The sequence below is a fragment of the Burkholderia sp. IMCC1007 genome (assembly GCF_027257875.1).
Lineage (GTDB): Bacteria > Pseudomonadota > Gammaproteobacteria > Burkholderiales > Burkholderiaceae > Burkholderia.
This window is the reverse complement of the sequence record NZ_JAPVQY010000011.1, coordinates 19,134-32,350: the sequence shown is the minus strand read 5'-3', so window position 1 is coordinate 32,350 and position 13,217 is coordinate 19,134. Positions and strand designations below refer to the sequence as shown.

General features: G+C 56.3%; 13 protein-coding genes and 1 pseudogene. 4 read left to right on the top strand and 10 right to left on the bottom strand.

Going from position 1 to position 13,217, the window contains the following annotated elements; translation table 11 throughout:
• Positions 1-107 precede the first annotated feature (107 nt).
• From ribA to O1Q03_RS12995, 9 genes and pseudogenes are all read right to left on the bottom strand, one after another.
• The gene (ribA, locus tag O1Q03_RS13035) at positions 108-722 is read right to left on the bottom strand and encodes a GTP cyclohydrolase II (protein ID WP_269503926.1); all 615 of its coding nucleotides are present in this window, start codon (positions 720-722) and stop codon (positions 108-110) included.
• A 116-nt stretch (positions 723-838) separates the two neighbouring features.
• The gene (locus O1Q03_RS13030; protein WP_124522302.1) at positions 839-1,984 is read right to left on the bottom strand and encodes an LLM class flavin-dependent oxidoreductase; all 1,146 of its coding nucleotides are present in this window, start codon (positions 1,982-1,984) and stop codon (positions 839-841) included.
• 198 nt (positions 1,985-2,182) lie between these two features.
• Positions 2,183-2,800 (bottom strand): annotated as a pseudogene (gene ribB / locus O1Q03_RS13025) (3,4-dihydroxy-2-butanone-4-phosphate synthase); the annotation flags it as partial.
• Positions 2,801-2,865: 65 nt separating this feature from the next.
• On the bottom strand, positions 2,866-3,414 hold the full coding sequence (locus O1Q03_RS13020; RefSeq protein ID WP_269503924.1) for a DUF1097 domain-containing protein: 549 nt from the start codon (positions 3,412-3,414) through the stop codon (positions 2,866-2,868).
• A gap of 131 nt (positions 3,415-3,545) precedes the next feature.
• Positions 3,546-4,778 carry an alpha/beta fold hydrolase gene (locus O1Q03_RS13015; RefSeq protein WP_124522306.1) on the bottom strand — a complete coding sequence of 411 codons (1,233 nt, stop codon included), beginning with the start codon at positions 4,776-4,778 and terminating at the stop codon, positions 3,546-3,548.
• A 93-nt stretch (positions 4,779-4,871) separates the two neighbouring features.
• Positions 4,872-5,285, bottom strand: a complete 414-nt coding sequence (locus O1Q03_RS13010; RefSeq protein ID WP_409364191.1) for a carboxymuconolactone decarboxylase family protein — start codon at positions 5,283-5,285, stop codon at positions 4,872-4,874.
• Between the two features lie 233 nt (positions 5,286-5,518).
• Positions 5,519-5,818 carry a hypothetical protein gene (locus O1Q03_RS13005; RefSeq protein WP_269503922.1) on the bottom strand — a complete coding sequence of 100 codons (300 nt, stop codon included), beginning with the start codon at positions 5,816-5,818 and terminating at the stop codon, positions 5,519-5,521.
• Between the two features lie 782 nt (positions 5,819-6,600).
• Positions 6,601-7,281, bottom strand: a complete 681-nt coding sequence (locus tag O1Q03_RS13000; RefSeq protein WP_124522312.1) for a GntR family transcriptional regulator — start codon at positions 7,279-7,281, stop codon at positions 6,601-6,603.
• A 57-nt stretch (positions 7,282-7,338) separates the two neighbouring features.
• Positions 7,339-8,127, bottom strand: coding sequence for an SDR family oxidoreductase (locus O1Q03_RS12995; RefSeq protein WP_269503920.1), 789 nt, complete (start codon positions 8,125-8,127; stop codon positions 7,339-7,341).
• Positions 8,128-8,548: 421 nt separating this feature from the next.
• Between O1Q03_RS12995 and O1Q03_RS12990 the strand changes: the two genes are divergently transcribed.
• The 4 genes from O1Q03_RS12990 (at position 8,549) to O1Q03_RS12970 (ending at position 12,229) form a co-directional block, all read left to right on the top strand.
• Positions 8,549-9,115: a flavin reductase family protein gene (locus O1Q03_RS12990; RefSeq protein WP_269503919.1), complete on the top strand. Its 567-nt coding sequence runs from the start codon at positions 8,549-8,551 to the stop codon at positions 9,113-9,115.
• Positions 9,116-9,584: 469 nt separating this feature from the next.
• Positions 9,585-9,986: a GFA family protein gene (locus O1Q03_RS12980; protein WP_124522320.1), complete on the top strand. Its 402-nt coding sequence runs from the start codon at positions 9,585-9,587 to the stop codon at positions 9,984-9,986.
• Between the two features lie 169 nt (positions 9,987-10,155).
• On the top strand, positions 10,156-11,574 hold the full coding sequence (locus O1Q03_RS12975; protein ID WP_124522323.1) for an aldehyde dehydrogenase family protein: 1,419 nt from the start codon (positions 10,156-10,158) through the stop codon (positions 11,572-11,574).
• A 55-nt stretch (positions 11,575-11,629) separates the two neighbouring features.
• Complete coding sequence (locus tag O1Q03_RS12970; RefSeq protein WP_124522325.1) at positions 11,630-12,229, top strand: nitroreductase family protein; 600 nt, start codon at positions 11,630-11,632, stop codon at positions 12,227-12,229.
• 523 nt (positions 12,230-12,752) lie between these two features.
• Here O1Q03_RS12970 and O1Q03_RS12965 read toward each other — a convergent pair.
• Positions 12,753-13,169 carry an acyl-CoA thioesterase gene (locus O1Q03_RS12965; protein WP_332112531.1) on the bottom strand — a complete coding sequence of 139 codons (417 nt, stop codon included), beginning with the start codon at positions 13,167-13,169 and terminating at the stop codon, positions 12,753-12,755.
• Positions 13,170-13,217: the final 48 nt, after the last annotated feature.

The window sequence follows — 13,217 nt, the reverse complement described above, 5'->3', positions numbered from 1 at the left end:
GAACGCACACCCATCCACGGAGATGCGCTCTCGCCGCTCATGTTGGGAAGATATTCGCCTTTCATTCTTGGCAACCTGGAAAGATTGCGTTTCACGCGGCATATTGATCAATCGAATAGGTGCCCCATGCGTGTCCGTTTTGCGTCGAGATAGCGCGCGTTATGCTGCTGTGTGGCCGTCGAGACACCGACTCTTTCATCAACACTGACGCCAGCATTGGTCAGCGCCTCTACTTTCATGGGATTGTTTGTCATAAGCTTTACGCTGCGGATTCCCAGGAACCTCAGGGCGTCGACAGCGATATCGTACGTCCTGGCGTCCACCTCAAATCCAAGCCGAATGTTCGCGTCTACCGTGTCGGCCCCCTTGTCCTGAAGTGCGTATGCGCGAATCTTGTTCAACAGACCTACCCCACGACCCTCGTGTCCCTTGACATATACAAGTACACCCTCGCGGCTGTCCGCCAATGCATGCATGGCGATCCCCAATTGGTCGCCGCAATCACATCGAAGGGAACCTAATGCGTCGCCTGTCAGACACTCCGAATGGATCCGAACCAGTACCCTTTCCTTATCTCGAACGTCACCTCGGACCAACGCCAGGCACTCAAGCGAGGCAGACTCCGGTACGGAGCGTTCGAAAGCGAACGCTTTGAAGCACCCAAAGGCAGTCGGAAGGTCGCACTTGGCGACAAAGCGCGTGAAATGGGTTTTGGTAAGCATAGTGTTATCCCAAAAGCCGGCACCCGGAAGCGCTCCAGCGGCTTTTGCCCGTGCTTGAGCTGCCCTGAGCGTTGACCCCGCGACCCAAGGCCGCGGGGTCAGTGCCACGTGGCAAATCAGAGAGCTTCTACCGCTTGTTTCGCCGGCTTGCGCAGCCCCGCTTGCTCCAGTAGAGGCATCACGCGCTCGTTCCAGAACGGCAATTCGGTATTGTAGTCGACCATGGAAATCAGTGTGCCGTCGACACCCGTCTTCGAGAGATCGACTAGCTTGTCCGTCACCTGCTCTGGCGTGCCTACCAATGGGTAGCCGCCCCAGCCAGCGATAAATCGAGCTTTGAACTTCTCGTACATCTCGGGACTGTGGTTCATGCTCTGGACCTGAAGTACGCGGCAGATGTTCTCGCAGGCTTCCCAGTCACCCTTCTCGTGAACGTAGTAATCGTAGAACTCCTTCGCCTCTTTCTCGGTCTCGCGTACGACCACCGGGCACGACGTGAAGGTTCCGATTTCGCGGTTGTATTTTTCCGCCGCGAGCTTTTTCGTTTCGCTCACCCAGGCCTTGCCTTTTTCCATGTCTTCCATGAAGCCGAAGCTGATGTCGCAGTACTTAGCTACGAAGTCACGACCCTTCGGCGACGATCCCGCGCAAATCAGCACCGGGCGCGGGCTTTGGTACGGCTTCGGGTTACTGACACCATCATTGATGGTAAAAAACTCGCCCTTATAGTCGAAGTTGTTCTCGGTCCACAGCTTTTCCACGACCTCGATCCACTCGGTGGCATATTCGTAGCGGGTATCGTGCTCAAGCATCTTTTGGCCGAACATCTCCATCTCCGGCGTGAACCAGCCGCAGACGATGTTGATGCCATAGCGCCCCTTCGAAATGCGATCGATCGTGGTCGCCATCTTTGCGGCTACGATCGGATGCAGGGTCGGCACGTGAGTAGTCGAGAATAGGTAGATCTTCTTCGTTGCAGCGGCCAACGCCGCTGCCCACGTGAATGTGTCCATGTTCTCCCCGTTGAAGTCCGACGGTCCGCCGAAACCACGCCAACGCGCAATCGGGACCATGCATTCCATACCGGACTGCTCCAGCATGTTGGCGATCTGCAGGTTCTTTTCGAACGTCGGCTGAAAATCCGTTTCCAGGGTCGTGATAGCACAAGCGTGCGAACAGTTGGCGCCAAAAATACCCAGCTTCAGCTTGTTCTCGCTGAACATCGGATTGCCGGCTTCGCGGAATGCGTCGAGATTGTTCATGTCATCCTCCAAATTGATTTTCAAGATAGGTCAATAAAACGATGGGTTTTTTCATTTCGGTAACTTTAGGATTGCTCTGTATAAGCTACTAAAGATGTGGGCGGTGGCCTGCAGTTGATCACCTTTTTCAGGCATTTTCTTCTGCCTATGATTCCTTGTCCCACACTCTCGTCTGAACTGACATCACAAACATGCTGGCTCAGAAAGGGCCTCCATACTGAGGCGATATTGGACAAGGTCCGCGATTGTTCCGACCTTCAGTCCGTGCTTTTCTGCGAAACGCTCAAGGTCACGCAAGCGAGCCATCGTCCCGTCGTCGTTCATGACTTCACAAATGACAGCTGCCGGGGTCAGGCCGGCTAGACCTGCGAGGTCGCATCCGGCTTCGGTATGGCCGCGGCGGACAAGGACTCCGCCGTCTCTCGCAATGAGCGGGAAGACGTGCCCGGGCCGGACAAGATCATCGGGCCGGGCGAGGCTTGAAGTTGCGACGCGAATCGTCAACGCGCGATCTGCTGCTGAGATGCCCGTCGTTACTCCCACCGCGGCGTCGACCGACACAGTGAACGCGGTGCCGAATTCGTCTTCGTTCCGCGCTACCATCGGATGCAGACCAAGCTTCTTACAACGGTGCGCCGTAAGCGTCAGGCAGATCAGACCTCGACCATGAGTCGCCATAAAGTTTATCGCGTCCGGAGTAATCAATTCTGCGGCGATCACGAGGTCACCTTCATTTTCGCGATCTTCGTCGTCTGCGAGAACCACCATTCGTCCGTTACGAAGCTCTGCGATGATTTCGTCAGTGCTGGCAATCATTTTCAAATCGATCCTGGGTCTTTTCAAATCGTCTGCGCGATTCACATGTCACTGCGATATCGCTTCTAGTGCCCAACGATTTCGATTGCGGGCTCTTGATGGTGGAAGCGCTTGATAAGCGCGTTTCCCATAAGAACCTGAAGGTATCCAAGGATGTTCCCGATGATGAGCGATGCGGTTACAGCAATCAAAGCGTTGTCTAAGCGTAGCGTCGACATCGTCTCGATGCTGAATTTCCCTGGCGTCTGAACGAGATATGCGAACGTCGAGGCGAAACCGTAGAAGCTGGAGGGAACCGCGTCGAGTGCATTCACCCTCGACATCAATATGACGAACGGCGTCGCAAGTGCAACCCAGAGGGCCGCGGAGATGGGGACGGGTAGTGGGATGAGCCCGTGCACAACGAGGAGTGCAACAGCCCACGCCGTGACCACGCCGAACGTATTGCAACTGATGCTCTTTCGCAAAGCCAAAGCGCCGCCACCACAGTGATGCAAACTTGCCCAGCCGATGAAGGCAGCCCACACCAAAAGACCGGGGTACTGCAGAAATGCCCAGACGGCTACTGATGAGATAACACTTCCAGCTAGTGCGTACGCTACGATCGGTTGCATCATTGTCTCCTATATATTAGTACTACGTACTTGATAGAGGGATTTTTTCCCTTCTGATTGTTGTTTTTCCTCTGTCGGGAGAGACAGGCTCCGCCGTTGAGCTAGCCTACCCGGTTGGTTATCGCTTCGCGTCAGCTTTGTTTTTGACCGATATGAGCAAGTGCGTCTATGAGATACGAGCGGAAAAGATCGGCGTTTTCACACATCGGAAAGTGTCCCAGCGCATCCATCACGACCAATTTGGCGCCACGAATGACCTCGGCAAGTTTGCGTCCGTGCTCGGGCGAGGCTGAGTAATCGTAGGTGCCGCAAAGCAAAGCGACCGGAGTTCGCGAGCAGTCGATTAGCGGACCAACCACTGCGCCATCGAATTCTTCACTGTAGAAGGCGAGATCGCCGGTGTAGATTCCTGGCGCACCTTGCGAATAGATCCATGCGGCCTGCCGTCTTTCGCGCTCGGGGCTGAACGGGCTCATCAAGCCGCGAACATAGCTTGCGTTATGCAAAGAGCCATGAACACCGACGTGGTGTTGGAAAGCGTTACGCCGTCCAGTCGAGCGGAAAGGAGGCTCAACTGCGACGATTCCTTTGACGAGATCGGGTCGCTTCGCCGCCAAGACCATTGCCATCGCGGCGCCCATTGACCCCCCAACCACATAGGCGGGAGCTTTGATGACTTGCTCGATAATCGCTACACACCACGAGAGATACAGGTCGGTGGTAAGTTTGTAAGGATCGCCCGTCCATTCCGTGGGCGGTAAGGAACGGCCATGAAACGGCATATCGACGGCCCACATCGCATAGCTGCGGGCAAGCTCGACGTCGGAGAGCTGCCCGAGGTATTGCCGCGCGTCGGCGCCGGCTGTATGAAGGAACAGGACGGGTGCTCCTTCGCCTGAACGCTCGACGAATACGTTGTGCGTGATGCCATTGATTGAAACGGGATAGTAGCGACCAATCACCGTGGTAATGTCGCGCTCGACGGATGCCGAGCGCATGGGCGGGACAGCCACAATCAATTCGAATACTCGTTCCAACAACGGTCGGCACCGTGCGACCACAACGGGCTCACCTTTCACCTCGAAGGAAGGATTTGCAAGCTCGAGCGCCGTGAATGAGTGATACGTGGGCGGTGGCGGTGTCCCGATCACCTTGGCCCACTCTGTTTGCGCAGCCTCAATTCGGACGTCTGCATTCGCTGGACCTTCAATGAGTTCGACCGCACCGTCGTTGACTGAGAATCGGATAGCTTGTCCAGCGATAGCTAGCTCAACGACTGCCGAAAGTCCGGCGGCCAAGCGCGGAATTTCCTGGTCAGCGAGCGCAGTCTTCAAGCGGTCACCGAGTTGCGCAAAAACATCCATTTTCTTTCGCCTGTCTAAGCGGTTACAGCGGAATTTGACCTGGGCAGGCGCGTCCCATCGGATCTCCGGAGTGCGCCATGCGTTTCACCGTGCTCAGTCCAGATTCATCTCATTGAAGGTTTCTTTGGCAATGCGGAAGCTGTCGACGGCGGCCGGTACGCCGCAATAAATAGCCACTTGCAGAAATACTTCTGAGATCTCCTGTTTCGTGACCCCATTATGGATCGCGCCGCGCACATGGAGCTTCAGTTCGTGCGGTCGATTCAGCGCGGAAATCATCGCCAGATTCAACAGGCTGCGGCTGCGACGATCGAGGCCGGGGCGATTCCAGATCTCATCCCAGCAATACTCGGTGACCAACTCCTGCATCGGCCAGTTGAAATCGTCGGCGCCTTGCACCGATTTTTCCACGTACTCACTTCCCAGCACTTCCTTACGCGTTTTAAGACCGCGCTCGAACTTCTCCGACACTTCATGTTTGTTATGCATTGCACCACTCCTAGTCATTGAGCAAACGGGACATCCCGTACTAGTTCTTGCGTTGGCGGGGCTTTCTGGATGCCTCAACCATGGACACGATAATGTCCGCTATCAGACAATCTGTCAATAAGGCAATCTGATGGCTATAGGTGGGACTATCCCTAATGTCCATCGAATTTGCTCGGTCGCTGTGGCGGGCGAGCAGAAAGCGCTCGACCAGTTCCATAGCGTAGGTGGTTGAGGAAAGGCAATGCAGATGACTATCGAATGCGCTCGAGGTGAATGATCGAAGGCAACGGTGGCAACACGCTCCAAGCGGCAGCTTGTAGATTGCGATTGTGCAGGTGGTCAGCAATGTCCTCGGACACGTAGCCGAGAAATGCCTCGGCATCAGGCCGTTCGGTCGTACTGAGGCGAACAACCTGTACATTCCCGCGCAGCGAAGACGGAACTACCCGGTCGCCGGCAAAGCCGCTGATGGCGGCACTGAAGACGAGCGTCGGCCGGCGATTCGGCGCATACCGCATCGGGCTACTGCTTATGCCGTCGACTGGCAGCACCGCTCGAGCCTGGCGCATGCCGTGCGTTCGCCGGTCGATTTGCCACGAATCGGCTCCTTGAGCTTATAGACCACGCCGGTGCAGTGTTTCCTCCGAGACGGCGTTGGCACACAGTGCATGCGGTTACGGACCTTCCAGTCAGCGCAAGTCATACATGTGGCCTTCCAGACGCGGCCGCAGGATACAGCTCGGCATAGCCAGCGAATGCGTCGGCTCGCAGCTCGTCAGCAAACCGTTTGATGCTGCCGGGAATGTTCGCGAAGTCGGTCGGCGGTATAGAGAGTCCAAAGCGCTAGCGGTCCCGCGGAGCTATCGGGCCGATCGTCGCACACATAGACCGTGGACCCACAGGCGTTGTGTCTTCGTTTGACCGTTATCGGGCGCAGGACTGGCCGCTGCATGTGGTCGCAGGAACTTTGCCGCCGGCCAGGGCGGTGCGGTGCGTGGTACTACCAGTGCTTGATCCCACTTTGTCGCGATGGTGCTTTGGGCACGCTTTCAGCTAGCTTCAGGTGTTCGATCACGAGCACGTGCGTTGTAGCCACGCTTGCCCCGCCCGATCACGTCTGTCCCGCTGTGCAGGCGGACCGAGCTCAGAAGAGAGAGTGATGCGCGCGACCGCAGAGTTGTGCCGCCGCCCGACGGGGATATGCTTTGAAAAATAGGCAGGCACAAGGAAGCCCACGTTCGCATGTGACCGTAGCTACAGGGCTGGAAGTCTCACCGCTGCGCTTCCGCGCTACGTTGTCGGTGAGTCCGTCTTTCCAACGTGTGTACTGACACTATTTTGATGCGGAGATCGCGATCATCTCCAGAGCGACTCCGCTGGCGATGTTGATGTGCCGTTCGCACGCGCGACCCGCGCGTTCCCCGTCTCCTGCCTTGATTGCGTCAACGATCTCTTGAATCTCGGAAACACTTTCCTTGAGACGACCAGGCTTGGTCATCGACGTTCCTCGCAGCGCATTAATCCGATTGTGCAGCGCGGTGAGAGTCTGAGTCACGAAGGGGTTGCCACCGCCTTCGAGGAGGACCGCGTAAAACTTGGTCTTCGCTTCTAGCAATGCCTTCCTGTCTGCACGCTTCGCCGCAGCCTTGAAATCTTTGAACGCATTCTCGAGCGCAACGACCTGCTCCGCGCTGCCGATCTCCGCAAAGCGACGACCGGCATAACCCTCGAGTAGGCCTCGGAACGCATAGAGGTTGCGCGTCTCTTCGAGCGTCATCGTGCTGACAACGGGACCACGATGAGGGACGGTTGTAATCAGCCCCTCTGCCTCGAGCTGGCGAAGCGCTTCGCGAATCGACGTGCGCCCAACGCCGGTCATTTCACAGAGCTCTCGTTCGACCAATCGCTGTCCCGGGGCAAACTGACCGCTGGAGATTGCTTCACGCAATTTCTCCTCAACGAGCAAACGTATCGTTGCGGCTTGACGAGGTATCTGCAAATTAACGGTAGACATGATCACTCAGTTCTTTGGCGGCAAAAAATCACTACACGATAACGTACAGATTCGGACTTACCAGATCGATGTTCCGCCGTCTACGGTAAGCACTGACCCTGTTGCAAACGACGCTCTGTCTGACGCCAGCCACAGGATGGCTTCGGCTATCTCTTCGGGCCGCCCCATTCTGTTCATGGGCGATCGAGCGTCCAACTCTGCACGCAGCTTAGCTACATTATCGCTTTCTGCAAACGAACGATCAAACCACGGGGACGCGATGGAGCCAGGGGCCACGCAGTTGACGCGAATGTTCTGATGAGCGTAATCAAGGGCCATTGCACGCGTCAGCGATGCGATCGCACCCTTTGAGGTCACGTACGCGGCACGGCTCTTAATTGCGACCAAGGCGGTATAGGAACCAGTATTAACGATCGCCCCGCCGCCTGACCGTTTCATGAGCGGAATCGCGTACTTGGAACACAGGAAGGCCCCACGAACATTTACGTTCATGATCCCGTCCCAGTCTTCGACCGATAGATCCTCAATGGTCCCGGGCACGCCATATCCGGCATTGTTCGCCAAAATGTCGAGTCGTGTAAATTGCCTGTCGACGAACGCGAACAGTTCGCGGATTTTATCAGGCTGCCCGACATCGGTCTCGAACCCCACCGCGCCTGCGCCGATCTCATTCGCAACTGTTTCGGCCGCCTCCCGGTTCTTGTCGACGACCACGACTGTCGCGCCCTCACGCGCGAAGAGTTGTGCGGTCGCACGACCAATGCCGCTCCCGCCTCCGGTTATAACCGCAATTTTTCCTTCCAGTCCCATAGCGTCTCCGACAGTCAGTTCGATGCAGATGCTCAAGTAAGCGTCCTGCCAAGTTTCGCACCGATCGACGGTCCGATGGCGAATTATCTGCTGGACAGATTCACCTATTGACAGATTGTCTGTCAATCTGAATGATACACCACAACCCTTGCTGCGAGGAAAGACTGAATTCAGGTCGTCCGCGGCGCGCTCCAATGATCGCTGAGTGCGCCGCACAGCTAGTGCAAACGCGAACCTAATGCTCTGATCGACACCATCGGATTTTTCGATGAACCGATACGAATTCCATATTTTTAACCTATCGATGACGTTTCTATACTGAAGTCACAAACCCGGCCGACGGGCGAAGCCTGCCCCCACCTTCGCGACGATCACGGGTCAAACGTGGTGTGTAGGCCACCGGTGACAGCTGCCTTTCCTGTCAACCCAGCCAATCCAAACTGAATCGGAGACGAAAATGACTCAGCAACTTTCGCATGCGGCGAACGCTACCATCGCTCGGCAAGAACTTGAATCCGCGCAGATGCAGCAGGAGCTATGTCAGGCTTTCAAGCTCGCCATGCGACGTCTGACTTCGACGATCGCTATCATTTCGACTGAGCAAGACGGGCAACCGTTCGGGATGGTTGCGACCGCCGTGAGCTCGCTTTGCGTCGATCCGCCCGCCCTACTGATTTGCGTCAATCGCAACGCAAGTATCTCCCGCCCGCTCATTCAGCGCGGCGAATTTGTTGTGAACCTGCTGCGCGATGAACATCGGGATCTCGTCGGACTCTTCAGCGGGAAGTTGAAGGGTGCCGAGCGCTTCCAGCACGGCCATTGGGATCACAACGAGGGCATGCCAGTCCTCGCGGACGCGCAAGCGGCCATCGTTTGCGAGGTCGATAGCCAAATCCATTACGGAGGACACGACGTCATCGTCGGCCGTGTAACTCGCGTCCGCGTCGAAGAGGCGATCGCGCCGCTGCTTTACCAAGACGGCAAGCTCGCGATTTCGCGATTCTTGGACCAGCAAGCGGCCTGAATGCTCCGACTAGGCCGGTTTAATCGCTATCACGTACGGCGATAACTGAACAACGGAGCGAGCGTGGACCAGGAACGAGAAACTGCGCGGGCATCACTGAGATCGTTGGTGGAAAAGTGGCTTTCGCCAACAGATTCGGAGCCAGTTCGCGTGACTCGCTTTAGCCGGACACCATCGGGACACCGACGTTTCGTTTGCGTCGAGGCGCTCCGATCCGTTGGATCGATAGAGCTTGCGTTCTTCCGGCACGACGATGGCGCCTGGCACATTTTCCCTCCATCACACAGCGGCATCACAATGCGGACGTACTAGGCCAACTCGTAGACGTGCCATCAAACTAGCTGGACGGATCCTCGCTTCAATTTGTCGCGCTCGCGTCTACGCGGATGTGACCAGCTGACCTGGAACCGTCCGTGCCCCAAAATGTACATGGCCTGAACACAAGCAGGCCCTTTGATTGAGAACTGATATGACGCTCCACGGAAGTTGTTTGTGCAAAGCGGTGACATATGAAGCTGATGCGATTGACGGCTCGATTTGGGATTGCCTCTGCCAGACTTGCCGAAAAGCTCATGCTGCCGACCATAACACGGCTGCTCGCGTGAAACGGGAGCACTTCCGGGTGACAAGCGGTGCGGAGGCATTAAGCGCATTCGAATCAACGCCCGGCAAACTCAGGCATTTCTGTTCGAAGTGCGGTAGCCACATCTACGCCGAGCGCCCCGAGCTTCCATTCGTCGTACTTCGCGCCGCGACGCTCGACGACGATCCCGGCATCAAGCCCGAGATGCGTGTCTGGTGTTCCCACGCGGCGCCGTGGACCCAAACTGCGCCCGACATTCCGACCTACCCCGAGGGCGCTCCCAGCTAAACGCTTAGGGATGAGAAAAGCGATTTGCATCGAAACCGGCTGCAGATCACTCCTGCAGCCACACGCGCCCTCTTCCTTCTAGGTGCTACTGCCTCGCCGTACGACTTTTTGTAGTTTATCCGCGAAGCCGCCCAGTTCTGCGGCCACGACTCCAACAGGTTTTTGACTCATGCAATCCGACAGCGAAGCAACGTTACACGTATTCCAAGCCTATGATCGAGAACAAATTTGCAGCGTTCCCGAGGATACAATCGACGATTTGGCGCATAAGCTTACGGTCGCGCATGCCGTCTTCCAGCGCCGCGAAAAGTGGACGAGCACCCATCAACGAGCGAAAGTCCTATATAAGCTCGCTGAGCTGGTGCAACAGCACCAGCAGGAGCTAACCAGTCTGATCGCGAGAGAAGGCGGAAAGCCGTGGGCCGACGCGTTGGGCGAAGCGATCCGAGCGGTTGACGGCATCCGTTCCGCCGCCGAAGAGCTTCGCTCCTTCGCCGGTCGCGAAATTCCGATGGGTCTTACCGTCGCATGTGAGAATCGCTGGGCGTTCACGACGCGTGAGCCGATCGGACCTGTCGCAGCGATCTCAGCGTTCAATCATCCTTTAAACTTGATCGTGCATCAGGTGGTGCCAGCTATTGCAGTCGGCTGCCCCGTCATCGTAAAGCCCGCGGCTACGACGCCCCTGTCCTGCCTACGCTTGATAGAACTTGCCCATCAAGCCGGCGTGCCGCCGGAATGGGTTCAAACCTTGATTACGAGCGACAACGAGCTTGCTCAAAAGCTCGCTACCGATCCTCGAATCGCTTACCTCTCGTTCATCGGTTCCGCGAAGGTTGGCTGGGACCTTAAGAGCAAACTTCCTCCCGGCACACGTTGTACGTTGGAACACGGCGGAGCCGCGCCGGCCATTATCGACTCTTCTGCCGATTTGGACCAGATCATAGAGCCTCTCGCTAAAGGCGCGTACTACCATGCCGGCCAAGTATGCGTGTCGACCCAGCGAATCTTCGTGCATGATCGGATTTTCGATGAGTTCCTCGAGCGCTTTGGCACTCGTGTCGCAACGTTGCGTGTGGGCGATCCGCTAGTCAAAGAAACTGAAGTAGGCCCGCTCATCCTTCCGCGCGAGGTCGATCGCGTTGAACAGTGGGTCAACGGCGCAATTGCATCCGGCGCACGCGTCGTTGTGGGAGGCAAGCGACTAGGAAATACCACCTATGCACCGACTGTTGTGGTCGAGCCGTCCGAAGACAGTTACCTGACGAGTCGTGAGATATTCGGCCCGGTCTCCTGCATCTATCGGTATAGCAACGTCAATGACGCACTGGCTCGCGCCAATAGTTTGCCTTTCGCGTTCCAAGCGTCGGTCTTTGCACAGGATATCGATGTGGCGATGCACGTGGCGCAGCGGATCGAAGCATCCGCTGTCCTAGTTAACGACCACACGGCCTTCCGCGTTGACTGGATGCCTTTTGCCGGTCGCCGCCAATCCGGATACGGAGTGGGTGGCATCAAAGAGAGCATGCTCGATATGACCGAAGAGAAAATGATTGTTCTCCGGCGGCGTGACCTCAAGATCGCTTAGTTTAAGCGCCCGGAAGACGTTCGTTTCGCAATCGTGTCAATTTGGACGGCAGCACATGAACCTGAAACCCGCATCGACGGAAATCGACATCCACGAACTCCTCGCCGGCCGTTGGAGCCCTCGGGCCTTCTCAGACCGGCCTATATCGGGTGAGCAGCTCGGTTCAATTCTCGAAGCCGCCCGTTGGGCACCTTCGTCTTTCAATATGCAACCTTGGCGCTTCCTGGTGTTCGACCGGTCCCAGGATCCCGGGTCCTTCCAAGAAGCATTCGCCACTCTTGTGCCATTTAATCAGATGTGGAATGAGCGTGTTCCCGTGCTGGTGTGCGTCGCCACAGATACGATCGACGCCAAAGGGAAACTGAATCGCACCGCATCTTATGACGCAGGTGCTGCAGCGATGGCGCTGATGCTACAAGCGCATGCACTGGGCCTTGCTGCTCACGCGATGGCTGGCTTTGATATTGACGCATTTCGCCAGAAGTTCAGCGTGCCGAACGACATAGAAATTCTCACCATAATCGCGATCGGCCATCACGGCGACCCGGCCGCGTTGGATGACAAGATGCGGAAAAGTGAAGCAGCGCCCCGTTCGCGACGTCCGCTGAAGGACCTAGCTTTCAACGGCAAATACGGTCGTGGGTTCTGGACCTAAGTAGAAAGATTGAAACGCTAAGGCCTCAGCGCGTTGTTCCAAGCGTTCGGGCCGCCATCGTCCGCGAACTTGTTTCGGTATGGTGCCCTTGATGCGAAGCCACCCCTCGACGGTCGGCTTGCAAGCCGGCCCGCAAGTAGTAAACCATTTTTCATTGTCACATGAGGCATTCCTTACCGCTGTCATGAGCTTGGCCGGCGAGTACGGCTCGTTCGTCGAGCAGCATTTGTCGATGATCCATAGACTGCAAGAAATATCCGACGTCTGCGCTGCATAATACACAACAAACGTGCTCATTCGTTTTCAAGCTTGGAAAGCGCGGCGCAAAAAATGACGATCGCAGCACACAACTTGGTAACGTATGCGCAGGCGGTCGTCCTGGTTAAAGGTGCCAATGACATCCCCGAGCCCCCGGTTCACAGCCGCTCGCGGCCTTTTCCCGACGCAGAATACAACTCCAAGAAGTTGAGGCACGATAGTTTACTGTAGCTGCCTATATAGCACACCCGTCAAAATGAACGGCTTATTCGACCGCTTGGGGCTGTTCGGAAGAATCAGTAACGATCAGGCTTTGCAGTAGCGATCGTACTTGGTGCGGCACGTCAACCGATTGACCTGTGGACCTGTTGACATAGACGTGCACAAAATGGCCTGCGGCTGAAGGAGCGGCATCCTGCCCGCTGAAGATTGCGAGTTCATAACGGACGCTCGAACGGCCGATCCGGTCCACGCGTACTCCAACCTGCAATACATCGGGGAACGCAACCGGGTTGAAGTATGAACACGCGCTGTCGACGACATAGCCCACCACGTCGCCTCGATGAATGTCGAGCACACCTTGATGAATCAGGTGTTGGTTGACTGCAGTATCGAAGTAGCTGTAGTAAGTGACGTTGTTGACATGGCCATAGATATCGTTGTCCATCCACCTCGTAGACATTTCTACGAAGTAGGGAAAGTCGCTTCTTGTCAGATTTGGCGTCATTCA